Source organism: Marinobacter sp. L-80, from assembly GCF_056859395.1.
This window is the reverse complement of record NZ_JBSXOI010000056.1, coordinates 57,133-73,536: the sequence shown is the minus strand read 5'-3', so window position 1 is coordinate 73,536 and position 16,404 is coordinate 57,133. Positions and strand designations below refer to the sequence as shown.

Genomic DNA, 16,404 nt, shown 5'->3' with positions numbered 1-16,404 from the left:
CCAGCTCAGTGAATGGTCACTGACTTAGTGAGACTTGCGAACCCGCAGGTACCATTCAGCCAACAGCCGCACCTGCTTCTCCGTGTAGCCTCGGTCGACCATACGCTCGACGAACTGCTTGTGCTTGTTCTGATCTTCCTGACTCGCTTTCGGGTTGAAAGAAATCACAGGCAACAGATCCTCGGTGTTCGAGAACATTTTCTTCTCGATCACGGCGCGCAGTTTCTCGTAGCTGAGCCAGGACGGATTCTTGCCACCGTTGTTCGCCCGGGCCCGCAGGACGAAGTTGACCACTTCGTTGCGGAAATCCTTCGGGTTGGAAATGCCCGCCGGTTTCTCGATTTTTTCCAGCTCTTCGTTGATTGAGGAGCGGTCGAGGATCTCGCCGGTATCCGGATCCCGGTATTCCTGATCCTGAATCCAGAAATCGGCATAGGTGACATAACGGTCGAACAGGTTCTGGCCGTATTCGCTGTAGCTCTCGAGGTATGCGGTCTGGATTTCCTTGCCGATAAACTGCACATAGTGCGGTGCCAGGAATTCCTTGATGAACCGGAGATACTTCTCGTGAGTTTCAGCAGGGAACTGCTCCTGTTCGATCTGTTTTTCAAGAACGTAGAGCAGATGCACCGGGTTGGCGGCCACTTCAGTGGTGTCGAAATTGAACACCTTGGACAGGATCTTGAAGGCGAAACGTGTGGAGAGCCCATCCATACCTTCCATCACGCCGGCGGCGTCACGGTACTCCTGGATCGATTTGGCTTTCGGGTCCGTGTCCTTGATGTTCTGGCCGTCATAAACCCGCATCTTGGAGAAGATGCTGGAGTTTTCCGGCTCCTTGATGCGCGACAGCACGGAGAACTGGGCCAGCATATCCAAAGTGTCGGGCGCGCAGGGAGCACCTTCCAGGGAGCTGTTGCTCAGCAGTTTCTTGTAGATCTCGATTTCTTCCGTAACCCGAACACAGTAGGGCACCTTGACGATATAGACCCGGTCAAGGAACGCCTCGTTGTGTTTGTTGTTGCGGAAGGTCTGCCACTCTGATTCGTTGGAGTGGGCCAGGATCACGCCATCAAAGGGCACCGAGCCCATGCCTTCGGTGGTGTTGTAGTTGCCTTCCTGGGTCGCGGTCAGCAACGGATGCAGGACCTTGATGGGAGCCTTGAACATCTCCACGAACTCCATCAGGCCCTGGTTGGCCTTACACAGGCCACCGCTGAAGCTGTACGCATCCGGATCATCCTGGGAGAAATCCTCCAGCATGCGGATGTTGACCTTGCCCACGAGGGCGGAAATGTCCTGGTTGTTGTCGTCCCCGGGTTCGGTTTTGGAGACAGCGACCTGGTCGAGTACCGACGGATACATTTTCACAACGCGGAACTGGCTGATGTCGCCGCCGAATTCGTGCAGCCGTTTAACGGCCCAGGGCGACATGATGTTTTTCAGGTAGCGAGCGGGGATGCCGTATTCTTCTTCCAGAATCTGGGCGTCTTCGGCCGGATCGAACAGGCCAAGTGGAGATTCGTTCACTGGCGAGCCCTTGATGGCGTAGAAGGGCACTTTTTGCATCAGTGACTTGAGCTTTTCCGCGAGGGAGGATTTACCACCGCCCACGGGACCAAGCAGGTAAAGAATCTGTTTCTTTTCTTCCAGGCCCTGGGCAGCATGGCGGAAGAAGGAGACGATGTTTTCTACGGCGTCTTCCATGCCATAGAACTCGGAAAACTCGGGGTACCGCTTGATGACCTTGTTGGAAAATATCCTTGAAAGCCTCGGATCTTTCGAGGTGTCGACGAACTCTGGCTCGCCGATGGCAATTAACATTCTCTCAGCGGCCGTGGCGTAGGCCGTTGGGTCCTTTTTGCAGATCTCCAGGTATTCCTCAAGACTGTATTCTTCTTCCTGAGTACTCTCATACCGGTCTTTGAAGTGCTGCAGTATGCTCATAGATCGCCCTCGCTCGCTGTATCTTCAGCTTTCAGTTCACGCAATTTCCCCGTTGCAGTCAGTTCCGCCCGTCCGGGCGGTTTAGTTAGTTATGGGTGGAAGGAATGGATACTTACAAGCCTGTGCACGATCTTGTCGAGGTCGGCTTGCTTACTTTGAGCTTAGTTCACGGTTCGGGAGTTGGACAGTGTGTGAGTGGTTAAGGTTCATTAAATTATGTTAGGCGGGTGTGTTGGTTTTGTAGCCTTCTGGCGGAGGGGGCTGGAGTGCACCGGGTGGCTTTCTGACAACGAATTGGCAACTCGCTTCGCTCAGACATCAAATTCGTTGTCAGAAAGCCACCCGATACACTCCGATCAGGCCTCCGGGGGGATGCCCCGGGAAGCTAGAGTTTGGTTAAACGGAAGACGCTTTCAGATGCGTTTTCCAGGCCTTTTCTCTTTGTAAACGGATGATCCTTGGCCAGGGTATTGGTCAGGATGTGCTCGATTTTATAGTCGTCCTGGTAAAGTTCCCGCACTTCCTCGTCACTGACGTTGAACGGCGGGCCCTTGATTTCGGTGTCGTAGTCCAGGGTGATGAGCAGGATTCTGGTGCCGTCGGGGATTATGGCGGTAAGGTGGTTTACGTAGTCTCTGCGCATGTGGGGCGGCAGGGCGATCAGGGCGGCCCGGTCGTAGACCAGTCGAACGTGTTTGAGGTCTTCCGGAACCAGTTGGAAGAAGTCGCCGCACCAGAGCTGCAGGTTGTCGTGTTTGAAGGTTATGAAGGGTTCGCCGGGGTGAACTTTGGCTTTCTCGCCGGCTTCTTCGAAGAAGTCCTTGCAGGCCAGTTCGCTCAGCTCTACACCGATGATCGGATGGCCGCGGTCGTGGAGCCACCACATGTCGTGGGCTTTGCCGCAGAGGGGCACGAAAACGGCGTCGGTGCCTTTGCCAGCCAGTTCCGGCCAATGGTCGTGGAGATACTGGTTAACCGTGCCCTCGTGGAAACCGATTTCTTTTTTGGCCCAGCGTTCGTGCCAGAATTCATGTTCCATGGTTCATACCCTGTTCGTGCTTGGACATGTTGAGTTTTGGACGTTTAACCAAGTCTACCCTAATCTGTGGCCATCTGGATTCAGGAGAAAAGTATGAAAGCTGTGTTTCTTGATGCCAAAACTCTTGGCGACGATGTGGATCTCTCGCCCATCGAGTCGGTGACCGGCGGGTTGGAAAAGTATGATCGGACCACGCCGGATCAGATCCTGGAACGCATCCGGGGGTTCGATACCGTGCTGGTCAATAAAGTAGTGCTCACCCGTGAGCATTTCGAGGCCTGCCCCGAACTCAAGACCATCGCCGTGGTGGCGACCGGATTGAATAACATCGATCAGGCGGCGGCGAAGGATCACGGCATCAAGGTCATGAACGTGACCAACTACGGCCGCTCAACGGTGGCGCAGCACACCATGGCGTTGATGCTGGCACTGGCCACTCGGCTTCTGGATTACACCCGCGATGTCCAGGCAGGGCGATGGGGCAAAAGTGACATGTTCTGCCTGATGGATCATCCGATCATGGAACTGGAGGGGCGCACTCTTGGTATTGTCGGTTACGGTGATCTGGGGCAGGGCGTGGCGGAGCGGGCTGCGGCCTTTGGTATGAAGGTTCTTCTTGGAGCTCGGCCCGGGCAGGAACCGGGTGTGGTCGATGGCTATTCGCGAATTCCACTGGACGAATTGCTACCCCAGGCAGACGTGCTCTCGCTGCACTGCCTGCTGACCGACGAGACCCGGGATCTGATCGGTGCCCGCGAACTGAAAATGATGAAGCCCGACTCGTTGCTCATCAACACCAGCCGCGGAGGCCTGGTAAACGAACAGGCGCTTGCGGACGCGCTGCGCGCCGGTGAGATCGGCGGTGCCGGTTTCGATGTGTTGACCGAGGAACCGCCCCGCAACGGCAACCCTTTGCTGGCGGACGATATTCCCAATCTGATTATGACCCCGCACTCGGCCTGGGCCAGTCGGGAAGCGCGGCAGAGGATCGTCGGCATCACCGCTGTCAATCTGAAATCTGTGCTGTAACAGGAAAGCCCCGGAAGATCCGGGGCTTTGCAGACTGGCCTTGGGAGATCAGTATTTCCAGCCCACGCTCACCGAGGCACCCAGCTGGTACATTTCCAGATCAATGGTCTGGTTCGGTGCCAGTGGGTTGGGTCCGGTCACTGTCTTGGCCGGGGAGTAAAAGGCCATGCCAGAGACATCGAGGTTTTCGGTGAAGCTGTGGGTGAATCCGCCAGTCAAGTGCCACTCCTGAACGCCCGGCGCCAGGATGTTGAACAGCACATCTTCGTCGGAGATAGGATTCTCTCCATAGCTGACGCCGGCCCGCCAGGCATGCGCCGGTGTTTGCTGCCACTGCCAACCCAGCTTGACGATGGTCATGTCGTCCCAGCCAAAGCCTGCGCCATTATCATCGCCGAGCTGTGCCGTCTGCAGATTGGGCAGCAGCGGGTTGCCCACGCTGTTGATCTCGCTGTAACGGATGTGCTGGATATCCAGCAGGAACCAGTGGTTTTCAAGTCCGGACCAGGCGATACCCGCGTTGAACATCTGGGGAATGTCGAAGTCGCCCTGTTCCGGAAAAAGGCCGCGGTATTTGTCGAACTCGTTCATCTTCAGAATGTTGCGCCAGCTCAGGCCGCCGCGGAGGGTGTCGGTGATTTCACCTTGCCAGCCGATCTGGTAACCGTAACCCCAGGCATCGTCGGTGCCGTTGTTGGAGAGTGCGCCCGGGTCTGGAGAGAATGGCGCGAAGCTCTGCAGGCCTTCAGCTTCGAAGCGCTGGTAGGCAATGACTGGTGAAATGCCGAAGGCCTGGTTGTCGGAGAACTCCCAGGACCAGGTCGGGGCAATAAAAAGCTGTTCGAGGTTTACGCCGGTACGGCCTGCATAGAAAGGCCCGCCACTTTCACCAGAGTAGTCGGTGTTCATGCCACGATTGGCATACACTGAAACCCCGAAACGTGTGGTGTCGGAAAGTTCCCGATTAAAGCCCAGGTGGGGGATAACGAAACCGTTGCGGCTGCTTTTGTATGTGCCCGGCTGCAATGAGAACGCAGGGGGAGGAGAGACTGGACCCTCTACGGTGTATTCCCGCCGGGGCGAAAAAACTTCGAACCCACCGTCAATCCGGTTCCCGACAAAAGCCATACCGGCCGGGTTGGTTGGCGCTGCAATGCTGTCCTGGGACAGCGCAGTGCCTGCGCCGGCCATGCCTTTGCTGATGGTGCCGTAGCCGTGACTGAAATAGCCGTTGGTGGCCAGGGCAGTCATCGGTGAGAAGGCGGTAAGTGCAGCAACGCCCAGAGCAAGTTTGATTCGCATAAGAAAATACCTGGTCAGAAAATACCATTTCTTGAATAGCGGCCTTTTTACAGAAGATCTGTTATAAGAGGAGGTAATAAATGATGATATGGTTATATTGGATGTGTGTCCCTCGCAAACTGCCGTTAATCGGCCATACTCTGGTTACACCGGATATCTGACTGATAATCTGAACAAAACATGGAACGACAGGACCTAAAGTGGCTTCATTCCAATTAAAAGACCGGCTTCAGGCAGCTGAGCGCTGGATTCTGGCGAATCCCAATCCGCCCCAGAGTTGGCCCTGGACCTGGTTGTACAAGGTCGGCCGCACTGCCTATGCGATGGCCCGGGATGTTCTCAGTGGACAATTGACTCTCCATGCCATGAGTCTTGTGTACACAACCCTGCTGAGTATCGTGCCTCTGCTTGCCCTTAGCTTCTCGGTGTTGAAGGCGCTGGGAGTGCATCAGCGAATGGAGCCGTTCCTGTTCCAGTTCTTTGAACCGCTGGGACCCCAGGGGATAGAGCTCGCCGAGCAGATTCTCGGATTCGTCGATAACATGAAAGTCGGAGTGCTCGGTTCTGTGGGGCTGGCGTTGTTGGTCTACACGGTGGTTTCCCTGCTGCAGAAAATAGAACGCTCCTTCAACATGATCTGGCGCGTCCCGGATATGCGCTCCATGGCGCAGCGCTTCAGTAACTACCTGAGCGTGATCATGGTGGGACCACTGCTGATGGTTTCGGCCATTGGCGTCAGCGCCACCATTTTTTCCTCAACCATTGTCCAGAAGCTCATAGAAATTGAGCCGTTTGGTTCGGTAATTCTTGTTGCCAGCCGTTTCACCCCATTTTTCCTGGTGGTTGGCGCATTCACGTTCGTTTACGTGTTCATGCCCAATACCCGGGTCAAGTTGCGTTATGCGGCCATCGGCGGTCTGGTGGCTGGTGTTTCCTGGCAGGCAGGCGGAATGCTGTTTGCCTCCTTTGTGGCGGGCTCTGCCAAGTACGCAGCAATCTATTCCAGTTTCGCCATCGGCATCATCCTGCTGATCTGGATCTATCTGAACTGGATGATCCTGCTTCTGGGTGCCAGCCTGGCGTTCTATCTGCAGAATCCGGGATCAGTGGCCAAGCGCCGGCAAGTGCAATTGGCGCCGGAACTGCAGGAGAATGTAGCGTTAGCGACCATGTGGCTGGTGGCCAAACCCTTCAGCGAGGGTAAGCCGGCACCTCAGCAGGAGGTGTTGGAACACCAGTTGAGGGTGCCAGGCGAAGTAACCCGCGCGCTCAGTGACAAGTTGATCCGGGCGGGGCTGCTTAGCCTGGCCGGCAGCCAGGGCGATCGACTTGTGCCGGGGCGTGCGCTGGATCTGATCACCGTGGGCGAGGTTTTGAAAGTGGTGCGCAACGATGAGGACCGGATCGTTGACCGGTTACCAAAGGTCATCCCTGCCGAATTGATAGGCCCGCGCAAGGTGGAGGAAACGCGAACCTTCGCTGAGTTGTTGCGGGCCGGTGATGACCTGGAGAAGCCCAGGCGTCGCGCTCAGGCGGAACCTGTGTCAGCTTCTGACAGTTGAGCGGCCGCCCTCCCGGAGCATCTTCTGCAGCGCCTGTCGCACGCTGCTGATTTGCTCCGGGGTCAGGCGCACCACTTTGGGCAGATCCTCTTCCGCAAGATTCCGCTGGTGGGCGTGCCTGAGTACTTCCCGGGTACCAATGACCATGCCATCGGTCAGAGGCGTATGCTTCTGCCTGGGGGCTGGTCGTTCTGCCGCCAGGAGATAGGCGTGGTACTTGGGAGGAAGGTTCCATTCATTCGCAAGTAGCTGGCAGGTGGCCCACTGGTACCTCGCCAGGGCATGGCGAATAAGCGCTGGCTCCGGTTCACCAGTTGCTGTGCGTGACCGGCAGATGCGCTGCAATTCCCGACGGATAGTGATGTAAGCCAATGAGGGCAGCAAACCCACCATGAAGTGCGCACTGGTGTCTTCGCCCTGTGTTCTGGCAATCAGTTCTGCTGCCCGGGCACAGGTCAGACCCCAGCGCCAGGCGCGCTGGCCAAATAATGCTTCACGGCTGTTCCTTGCCGCCATCATGGGGCGCATGACGGCTGCGGAAATGACGTTCCGGATGCCATCCACCCCCAGCACAAACACCGCCTGGTCTACCGATTCAATGGCATGGTCACTGGTTCGGAAGTAGGGGCTGTTGGCAATCTGGAGTAGCTGATCGGTCAGCGACGGATCACCAAGAATGATTTCTGTGAGCCGATGGCGGTCGGTTGATTCATCGGACAGGGCCCGCATGAGCATCGGCAGGCTCATGGGTTGGCGGGGAAGCTCTTCCATCCGGTTGTTGGTAAGGCGCTTGTGTAGCTCTTCCAGCACCTCATCCCATACTGAAAGATCGGCCCGCAACGTTGCGGGTTCTGCGTCCAGCAGCCAGGAGAACAAGTGGTCTTCCAGATGCTGGGCGAGTTCCGGGCCTGTGTCCGGAGTGTCGTTGGCCGGGTTCTCCGGAGCCGGATTGAACAGCCGCGCTTCCGGAGCCGGCGGTGCAGGCTGCTTTGTTGCGAATAATCCTGAAATCCAGGAGAGAAAACCTGGCATCCGTTGCCTCCGGGTCGAACCTGTTCGAAGTAATGAACCTCCGTTTCCGAGAGTATAGATGTACGACGCATCCTTGCACAGGTTTTAAGCCCGTGAATTATTGCAGGAATTTACAGGAATGACTCCCCGAACACGAACACCAGTTGGCAGACACCGGCGCCAAAGCCGAGGAATGCGCCCACCAGGATCAGTTTGATTTCATCCTCCTGGAAACAGGGCCGGAGCAAGTCCTGAAACTCTTCGGAAGACAGGGCAATCATCCGCTCGACCATGATGGATTCCACGGCCCGGGCCCGATCTTTCTCGAACACCGGGTTGTTGAATGATGTCTGCGATATCTCGATGGCTTTTTCGCCAACCTTGTTCTTGAGGGTGGCAAAGCCGGTGGGTCCAAAGGCCATCTGGGTCAGCGCCTTGCCCATGCCAGCGGTTTCATCCACCAGCGGTTTGATGTGCTTCTTGACCATGTTGCGGGCGCGGTCGCCTTTGGGGCCGTCGAGAATGGCGTTGATAATGTTGCCAACGGTGAGAATCTCGTGGGTAACAATGTGGCAGAAGGACTCCGCCACGGCCGGCTGGCGTTTCAGGAACAGGCCCTGAATCCGGAAGGGGCCGACTTTTTTCGCGTGCAGCGGCCGGAAAATCACGTTCAGGGCAATCCAGTTGGTGGCCCAGCCCACCAGAAGGCCGAAGAAGGGAAGCACCCACCAGCTCGGGTAGACATACCAGACCGCCATCTGGATCAGGCCGAACAGGAAGCCGAAGTAGAGCCCCGAGTTGATGATGAACCGGAATTCCACCTCGCCGCATTCAATAAAGATCCGGTTCAGCAGCTCCTTGTCGGCGGCCAGGCGCTCGATGACCATGCCCTTGATATCCAGCAGGTCCTCGATGTTGTCGGACACGTCTTCCACCAGATTGTCCACCAGCTGAGGCGTGGATTTGCGGACGCGATCGTAGACCATCTTCCGGGCCGAGGCCGGCAGGTTTTCCCAGAAGGTGGGGTATTCCTTCAGCATCATCTCGTCCACATATTCTTCGATGCGGGGTTCGACGGAGTGAACGATATGGGTGGCGAGGACTTTCGGATCGATCTGCTGGAAGATCTCCCGAACGGTGCCGATCTTTGAAATGGTGGCATCGACACTGATGGCCGCCATTTTTCGCGCCTTGGAGGGAATAATGCCTTGCCAGCCAAGCAGCGGTGGTTTGCCGATGAATTCCAGGGGGTAGAAGGTCATCTTGATGGCAAGCCAGTTGGTGGTCCAGCCAATCAGGGCGGCAATGACCGGGATACTGAGGTATTGCCAGAATTCTTGGGTGTTTAGCAGGCTTGTCATCCTGGTACTCGCAGTCTCTTTAGTATTTTTGCTCTGACTCTGAGCGGGCGCGGGCAGGCGCTTCTGAAACACGCTGTGAATACGTCCCTGTATGCTCGGCTCCGCCATCCATGGCTCCGCACGGTTTCAGAAGTGCCCACGCGCTGTCAATGACCTGGGAGCCAGCTTGCGACGGCGGCACGGTCGGGAGTTGATCAACCGCTGATATTGCCTCATAACCATTTCCGGGCAGGAAGTATGTGTTCAGTCTGGATTCAGCTTGATCACATAGACTGGACACTAACGGTTAGCAAGAGCCGAAAGCTACATGCTCTCACCTCGTCCTGTTCTGGTCCATGGGTCGAGCAGATTCCCGTATCGCGGTGAGAGATTGAAGTGCGGATTTTGGCAATGTCTTCCTCGGGGTGGCCCTCGGTTTCATACTGAGCAAAACAGTTGGGGTGTTCATCTTCGTTTGGCTGGCAATCCGGCTGCGCCTCGCAGAACCAGTTTAACCAAACCATATCCTGACACTGAGAGCTAGAACGACTATGAATACCAAGCTAACGAGAGACAAGGAGCCCGATCCGTCGGTCAGGCCCGACAAACAGGCCACCATCCAGAGCAACCCGGCGGCGGAACTGTTCGCCTACCAGACCGACCTGTGGCGGCGCTGGGTGCGCTACCTGGACACCCTGCGCGAGCGAGCCAATAACATGCTCGAGCATGAGCAGGCCGGCAAGCCACCGCTACTCGACTTCGACTATGAAATGATCCTGGACGGCCGCCGGCTGGAGCACCCCGCCAACTATGCCCTGCTACGTATCACCCGGGTCGGCGAGGACTGTCTGGAAGACTGCCTTGACGAGACCAAACCGCCGGTGATGATCGTCGATCCGCGCGCCGGTCATGGCCCCGGTATCGGCGGTTTCAAGCAAGATTCCGAAGTGGGCATGGCACTCCACGAGGGGCACCCGGTCTATTTCGCGATCTTCTTCCCCGAGCCCATGCCCGGGCAGACGCTGGAGGACGTGTTAAACGTACTGCGGCGCTTCGTCGAGACGCTGGCCGAGCGCCATCCCGGCATGCCGCCGGTGCTCTACGGCAACTGCCAGGCGGGATGGGCCATCGCACTGCTCTCGGCTGATTGTGAGGGCCTGGTCGGGCCGGCGGTGCTTAACGGCTCACCGCTGTCCTACTGGTCCGGCGAATCCGGCGTTAATCCCATGCGCCTCGCCGGCGGGCTGCTGGGCGGCGCCTGGGTGACGCACCTGCTGGCGGACCTGGGGGGCGGGCGCTTTGATGGCGCCCATCTGGCGGCCAACTTCGAATCCCTCAAGCCGGCAAATACCTTGTGGCAGAAGGACTACCAGTTGTTTGCCGACATCGACGGTCAGCGCGAGCGATTTCTGGACTTCGAGCGTTGGTGGACCGGCTTCTATAGCCTGAGCAAGGAAGAGATTGTTGCTATCGTCGAGAATCTCTTCATCGGTAACAAGCTGGAGCGTGGCGAGTTTGAAGTCCATCCCGGTTGCACCGTTGACCTCAAGCGCATCCGCAACCCGCTGGTGATCTTCGCCTCCAGTGGAGACAACATCACCCCACCGCACCAGGCGCTCAACTGGATCCCCGCGGTGTACCCGGACACCAAGGCACTCAAGGCCGCTGGCCAGCGCATCGTCTACCTGATCAACCCACACGTTGGCCATCTGGGAATCTTCGTTTCCGCCAAGGTCGCACGGCTGGAGCACCGGGCGATCCTCGAGAGCGTCGGCGATCTCAATGACCTTGCCCCCGGGCTCTACGAGATGAAGATAGACAACCCCACCGGCGACCCGGACTGTCACAAGCCCCAGTTCCAGGTGCGTTTCGAGGAACGTCAGGTGGAAGATCTGGAGTACCCGGACCAGGCACCGGAGTTCGAGCGCGTAAAAGCCCTCTCCAGGCGCAATGTGGCCCTCTACGAGACCTTTGCCGGGCCCTGGGTACGGCGGGTCACCACCCCCTGGTCGGCCGAGATGCTGCGCCAACTGCATCCGGCAAGAACCAGCCGCCTGATGTTCTCGGAGCGCTTCGCGCCCTGGATGGGCGGGGTCAAGTGGCTGGCCGAGAGGATGGAGACCAGGCCAACGCCGGTCAATAGCAGTAACCCCTATCGGCAATGGGAGACGTCAATGAGCGACTCCATCGCCTCGGCACTGACGCTTGCGGGCACGGCCCGCGACAGTGTCTTCGAGATGGCGTTTAAAAGGCTCTATGGCGGGTTATGGCCCGGCAAGGACAAAACAGATACGCGAGGTGATCAATCATGAAAGAATCCAACGTCGTTCTCTGCGCCCCGGTACGCACAGCCATCGGTACCTACGGTGGCACACTCAAGGCCATACCGGCACCCGACCTCGGTGCTACTGCCATCGCCGAGAGCCTGCGCCGCTCGGGCCTGACCCCCGACGATGTGCAGAGTGTGGTGCTGGGTCAGGTGGTTCAGGCCGGCGCCAGGATGAATCCGGCGCGCCAGGCTGCGATCCACGCCGGATTGCCGGTGTCGGTGCCGGCCATGACGGTCAACCGGGTCTGCGGCTCCGGCGCCCAGGCGGTGATTAACGCCGCGCAGGAGGTGATGCTCGGGCATCGTGACTGTGCTATCGCCGGCGGAATGGAGAACATGGATCTTGCGCCCTATCTGGATCTGCACGGGCGCTGGGGCCACCGCATGGGCAATGGCGAGATTTACGACAGCATGCTGCGCGACGGGCTCAATGATGCCTTCTCTGATCAGCACTCCGGGTGGCACACCGAAGACCTGGTCAGCCGCTTTGACATCAGCCGCGAGGACCAGGACCGTTGGGCGGCGCGCAGCCAGCAACGCTTCAGCGAGGCTCAGGCGGCAGGACGCTTCGACGCCGAGATCGTGCCGGTCGAAGTCACATCCCACAAGGGCACGGCGGCCTTCGGGCGCGATGAGCACAATCGCCCCGACGCCACCGCCGAGGGCCTCGGCAAACTCAGGCCGGCCTTCCGCAAGGACGGCACCATTACCGCCGGTAACGCCCCTGGGCTGAACACGGGTGCGGCAGCAATGATCGTCGCTGATCGCGCCTGGGCGGAACGCCGTGGCCTTGAGCCCATGGCGCGGCTGGTGAGTTACGGCATCGGCGCGGTGGAGCCCGGCTATTTCGGCCTGGGCCCGGTACCGGCGGTGCAACAGGCACTGGCACGTGCCGGCTGGAGCATGGGTGATATCGAGCGCATCGAGATCAACGAAGCCTTTGCCGCCATCGTCCTTGCCCTGACCCGGGAGCTCGGTCTGGCCGAGGATATCGTTAACGTGGAAGGCGGCGCGATTGCGCACGGCCATCCAATCGGAGCCACCGGCGCAGTGCTGACCACCCGGCTGTTACACGCCATGGCCCGGGATGGCGTGCGCCGTGGCGTGGTTACCCTGTGCATCGGTGGCGGCCAGGGGGTAGCGCTGGCGTTGGAACGCCTGGCGTAATCACGAATCAACCCGCACGCGCAGCTCGATAAGCTCACCGATGCGGTGGTCTGTTAGTGGAAAGGCGCAGCAAAATCTGCATTATTGTGAACTGTAAAAGAGAGAGGGCAACAATGAAACGCGGACGAGAAGAGCAAAAATCTTTCGAGGATCCGGTCTGTGGCATGCAGGTCAGCTACAAGACAGCCCCTGCGGAGTCCGAATACCAGGGTAAACACTATTACTTCTGTGCGACGGCTTGCCGCGAACAGTTCGACGCGGACCCCGAACGGTATGTTCGGGCGCACCGGCAGCATGGGTCAAGGCGTGGGTGAACCTGGCAGCATTCGTGATCGTGATCGGCGCCGCCCTGGCTGTTGAGTGATGCCCGGCTTTGCTGCAGGCTGACAGGGATTATGTCGCCGACCCCTCTATGTCGATGACGTGGGCGCCAGATCGAGACGGCGGCACGGTCGGGGTTGGTCAGCTGCCGATATCGCCCCATAGCCATTGACAAAGCGCCATGGCTGCAACCGGTGCGGTTTCGGTTCTCAGTACCCGAGGGCCCAGGGCCACCGGCAGGAAACCTTCTTTTTCCGCCTGGGCGATTTCCTCGGGGGAAAGGCCGCCCTCGGGGCCGATCATCAGGGCGACGCGTTCGGGGGGGATAATGGATTTGAGTGCATGCTCGGTACGGTGGTGAAGGACAAGACGCACTTCGCAGTCCCGGCTGTGTTCCAGCCACTGGGAAACGGTCATCACCGGCAGGATCTCGGGCACCCGGGCGCGACCGCATTGCTCGGCGGCGCTGATGGCGACGGATTGCCAGTGGCGCAGGCGCTTGTCTTCCCGGTCGCCCTTGAGTTTTACGTCGCACCGTTCTGTGCTCAGCGGCACGATGCGGGTAACGCCCATTTCCACCGCTTTCTGCACTGCGTAGTCCATGCGGTCACCCTTGGAGAGAGTCTGGCCGAGAACGATTTCCAGGGGGGATTCGGTAGCGTTGGCCTGCGGAGTACCAACCTGGACTTCCACGTTCTTCTTGCTGGCACTGGAAATGGTGGCGGGGTAGTCGTTGCCATCACCGTTGAAAAGCAGCAGCTCCTGTCCCGGCTGCATGCGCAATACCCGGCCCACATGTTGTGCGGCGTTGTCATCAAGTGCTGCGGTGCCGCCCTCGGTGAGGGCGGAATCGGTGTAGATGCGGGGTATGCGCATGAGCTGGTCTCTCAGATTCCGGGCGGCTGTCAGTCGCGAACTGCGATCTCAATGCCTTCCGTCGCAACCTGGCCCAGATGGCGGATCTGTTCTTCGGTGATCACGTAAGGCGGCATGAAGTAAACCACATTACCCAGGGGGCGAAGCAAGGCCTGGCGGGTTAATGCATGCTGGTAAACACGAATGCCACGGCGCTCCTGCCAGGGGAAGGGCGTTTTCGACGCTTTATCTTTCACCATTTCCACCGCCATGGTCATGCCATGCTGGCGAATGTCGCCGACATTGGGGTGCTCCGCAAGATGGGCGACGGATTTGGCCATGCACGTGGAGAGCGCGCGGTTGCTCTCAATCACATTGTCATCCCGGAAGATGTCCAGGGTCGCCAACGCCACGGCGCAGCCAATGGGGTTGCCCGTGTAGCTGTGGCTGTGCAGAAACGCCTTGAGGGTCTCATAGTCGTCGTAGAAGGCGTTGTAGACATCATCGGTGGTCAGTACCACCGACAGAGGCAGGTAGCCGGCGGTGAGCCCCTTGGACAGGCACATGAAATCCGGAGTGATGCCCGACTGCTCACAGGCAAACAGGGTGCCGGTGCGGCCAAAACCAACGGCAATCTCATCGGCAATCAGGTGCACGCCATAGCGGTCGCAGGCTTCCCGCAGTTTGGTGTGGTAGATGGGATGGTGCATGCGCATGCCGCCGGCGCACTGGATCAGCGGCTCCACCACCACGGCGCAGATTTCGTCGTGCTTCTCGGCCAGCAGTGTTTCCATGGCCTCAAACTGGCGCAGTGCGTAATCCTCATCGGTCTCACCCGGTTCTTTGTTAAACGCATCTGGGGAGGGCGCCGTCAGGACTTCCATCAACAAAGGCTGGTAGGTGTCCTTGTACAGAGATACATCGCCGAGGGCCAGTGCGCCCAGAGTTTCCCCATGGTAGCTGTTGCTCAGGTTCACGAAGTTTTTCTTGCCCGGTTTACCGTGGTTTTTCCAGTAGTGGAAGCTCATCTTGAGGGCGGCTTCGATCGCGGACGAGCCGTTGTCGGCGTAAAAGCATTTGTTGAGTCCTTCCGGAGTTGCCTCAATCAGGCGCTCGGACAGGTTGACCACGGGCTCATGGGTAAAGCCGGCCAGGATGACATGCTCAAGCTGGCCAATTTGTTCCTGGATCGCGGCGTTGATTCTCGGATTGGCATGGCCGAACAGGTTGACCCACCAGGAGCTCACGGCGTCGATGAACCGGTTGCCCTCAAAGTCTTCCAGCCAGACACCTTCGCCCCGCTTGATCGGGACCAGTGGCAGGGTTCCTTCATGGTCTTTCATCTGGGTGCAGGGATGCCACACGGATTTGAGGCCACGGGCGACGAGGTCAGCATTGCGCATGAGAATTCTCCATCAGACGGTCGTGTTCTGGATTGTCGGCGGTTAACCTGTGCGGATATTACCGTTAACAGCGGCGACTGGCCAATGCCGACAAACTTCCAGAGCCTCGGAATTCCTTAAGAAAGACTAAGGGGACGCTGATGGGACGGGGATTAAAAAATCCCAATAATTTACTGTAGCAGGATTTCAGGACGCAGGCCCATTGACCGGGCCTGCTTTCACTTGACCAAAATCACTGGAAAAGCGTCCGTAATCAGAAGCTTTTACTCCAGCCAAGCCAGAATTTCGGATCATCCGAGTTGACGGAGCCAAGGGCGCTGTCCGGGTCGATATCCGAATATTCCAGATTGATACTGACGGAGCCGAGCGTTCCCGCATCCTTGGTCACGTTGACGGCGGCGTGTCCATAGCTCGCCTCGCCCACGGACGGTTTTTTGTCGTCGGTAAAGTCGTAGTAGCCTAATGTAACACCTGCACTGAAATCATTTTCCAATGGCATGTGGGCGCTCAGGTAATAGAAGACATCACCTTCCACGAACAGCCCTGGTGTGCTGTTGTCACTGTTTACTGTATAGGCTAGCCCCGCGGATAAATACCCGTAACTCAGCTCCCCGTATATCTCCCCGAAATCAATAGAGGCGGGAGCGTCCGGGTAAGCATAATATATATACCCGACGTCATATCCGATATCGTTGATAGCGCCCGAGTAACCCGCATAGAGGTCAAACTCATAACTGGTCCCGTCGCCAAAATCCACATTGGAACCCCATACACCGGCATACAAGCCGGACGCATGCTCGTAGTCGAGCCCACCCTGGACAGCAGCTGAATTGTCTGTTTGTGTCACGCCACGGAAGAGGTAATTGCTGGAGACGCCTACATTGGCGCTTACGTCAGCGCTGACCATTGAAGGAGTTGCCTGAAGAACTGCAAACAGACCAACACCGAGCAATCCGGATTTTCTGAGAACTTGCTTATCCATTATGTACACCTTTTTAAGTTGCGCTTTTCGCATTCCTCAAGAGCAAACAAGGTGCCAATCATTATAACTTATTGTTTATTATAACTTTAAATCTAAAAAGCAGTGGCGAAGTCCGAT

13 protein-coding genes and 1 pseudogene are annotated in these 16,404 nt (G+C 57.9%); 6 read left to right on the top strand and 8 right to left on the bottom strand.

The window, feature by feature from the left end; all coding sequences use genetic code 11:
- Nucleotides 1-24 precede the first annotated feature (24 nt).
- Nucleotides 25-1,947 carry a PrkA family serine protein kinase gene (locus AC13E3_RS07650; RefSeq protein WP_008175348.1) on the bottom strand — a complete coding sequence of 641 codons (1,923 nt, stop codon included), beginning with the start codon at nucleotides 1,945-1,947 and terminating at the stop codon, nucleotides 25-27.
- 385 nt (nucleotides 1,948-2,332) lie between these two features.
- Nucleotides 2,333-2,986 (bottom strand): thiopurine S-methyltransferase, encoded by a 654-nt coding sequence (tmpT, locus tag AC13E3_RS07645; protein WP_008175346.1) that lies wholly within the window; start codon nucleotides 2,984-2,986, stop codon nucleotides 2,333-2,335.
- Nucleotides 2,987-3,079: 93 nt separating this feature from the next.
- Here tmpT and AC13E3_RS07640 point away from each other — a divergent pair, with 93 nt between their 5' ends.
- The gene (locus AC13E3_RS07640) at nucleotides 3,080-4,015 is read left to right on the top strand and encodes a D-2-hydroxyacid dehydrogenase (RefSeq protein ID WP_008175345.1); all 936 of its coding nucleotides are present in this window, start codon (nucleotides 3,080-3,082) and stop codon (nucleotides 4,013-4,015) included.
- A 48-nt stretch (nucleotides 4,016-4,063) separates the two neighbouring features.
- Here the strand turns inward: AC13E3_RS07640 and AC13E3_RS07635 are convergent, their stop codons facing one another.
- Nucleotides 4,064-5,317 (bottom strand): OmpP1/FadL family transporter, encoded by a 1,254-nt coding sequence (locus tag AC13E3_RS07635; RefSeq protein ID WP_482901880.1) that lies wholly within the window; start codon nucleotides 5,315-5,317, stop codon nucleotides 4,064-4,066.
- A gap of 200 nt (nucleotides 5,318-5,517) precedes the next feature.
- On the opposite strand from AC13E3_RS07635, the gene AC13E3_RS07630 reads away from it, so the two are divergent.
- Nucleotides 5,518-6,879, top strand: a complete 1,362-nt coding sequence (locus AC13E3_RS07630; protein ID WP_008175341.1) for a YihY/virulence factor BrkB family protein — start codon at nucleotides 5,518-5,520, stop codon at nucleotides 6,877-6,879.
- Here AC13E3_RS07630 and AC13E3_RS07625 read toward each other — a convergent pair.
- Nucleotides 6,862-7,911 carry an HDOD domain-containing protein gene (locus tag AC13E3_RS07625; protein WP_273156947.1) on the bottom strand — a complete coding sequence of 350 codons (1,050 nt, stop codon included), beginning with the start codon at nucleotides 7,909-7,911 and terminating at the stop codon, nucleotides 6,862-6,864. The genes AC13E3_RS07630 and AC13E3_RS07625 overlap by 18 nt on opposite strands.
- Before the next feature lie 110 nt (nucleotides 7,912-8,021).
- The gene (locus tag AC13E3_RS07620; protein WP_273156945.1) at nucleotides 8,022-9,251 is read right to left on the bottom strand and encodes a DUF445 domain-containing protein; all 1,230 of its coding nucleotides are present in this window, start codon (nucleotides 9,249-9,251) and stop codon (nucleotides 8,022-8,024) included.
- Between the two features lie 398 nt (nucleotides 9,252-9,649).
- Between AC13E3_RS07620 and AC13E3_RS07615 the strand changes: the two are divergent.
- From AC13E3_RS07615 to AC13E3_RS07600, 4 genes and pseudogenes are all read left to right on the top strand, one after another.
- Nucleotides 9,650-9,745: pseudogene (locus AC13E3_RS07615) on the top strand (hypothetical protein); the annotation flags it as partial.
- Between the two features lie 36 nt (nucleotides 9,746-9,781).
- The gene (locus tag AC13E3_RS07610) at nucleotides 9,782-11,542 is read left to right on the top strand and encodes a DUF3141 domain-containing protein (protein WP_482901879.1); all 1,761 of its coding nucleotides are present in this window, start codon (nucleotides 9,782-9,784) and stop codon (nucleotides 11,540-11,542) included.
- Nucleotides 11,539-12,726 carry a thiolase family protein gene (locus tag AC13E3_RS07605; protein ID WP_288366557.1) on the top strand — a complete coding sequence of 396 codons (1,188 nt, stop codon included), beginning with the start codon at nucleotides 11,539-11,541 and terminating at the stop codon, nucleotides 12,724-12,726. Before AC13E3_RS07610 ends, AC13E3_RS07605 begins: the two co-directional genes overlap by 4 nt.
- A gap of 113 nt (nucleotides 12,727-12,839) precedes the next feature.
- Complete coding sequence (locus AC13E3_RS07600; RefSeq protein ID WP_008175323.1) at nucleotides 12,840-13,040, top strand: YHS domain-containing protein; 201 nt, start codon at nucleotides 12,840-12,842, stop codon at nucleotides 13,038-13,040.
- Nucleotides 13,041-13,188: 148 nt separating this feature from the next.
- On the opposite strand, the gene AC13E3_RS07595 is transcribed toward AC13E3_RS07600, so the two are convergent.
- The 3 genes from AC13E3_RS07595 to AC13E3_RS07585 all read right to left on the bottom strand — a co-directional run bounded on the left by AC13E3_RS07595 (nucleotide 13,189) and on the right by AC13E3_RS07585 (nucleotide 16,287).
- Nucleotides 13,189-13,923 carry a 16S rRNA (uracil(1498)-N(3))-methyltransferase gene (locus AC13E3_RS07595; RefSeq protein WP_482901878.1) on the bottom strand — a complete coding sequence of 245 codons (735 nt, stop codon included), beginning with the start codon at nucleotides 13,921-13,923 and terminating at the stop codon, nucleotides 13,189-13,191.
- A 29-nt stretch (nucleotides 13,924-13,952) separates the two neighbouring features.
- Nucleotides 13,953-15,305 carry an adenosylmethionine--8-amino-7-oxononanoate transaminase gene (locus AC13E3_RS07590; RefSeq protein ID WP_482901877.1) on the bottom strand — a complete coding sequence of 451 codons (1,353 nt, stop codon included), beginning with the start codon at nucleotides 15,303-15,305 and terminating at the stop codon, nucleotides 13,953-13,955.
- Nucleotides 15,306-15,558: 253 nt separating this feature from the next.
- Complete coding sequence (locus AC13E3_RS07585; protein ID WP_008175315.1) at nucleotides 15,559-16,287, bottom strand: TorF family putative porin; 729 nt, start codon at nucleotides 16,285-16,287, stop codon at nucleotides 15,559-15,561.
- Nucleotides 16,288-16,404: the final 117 nt, after the last annotated feature.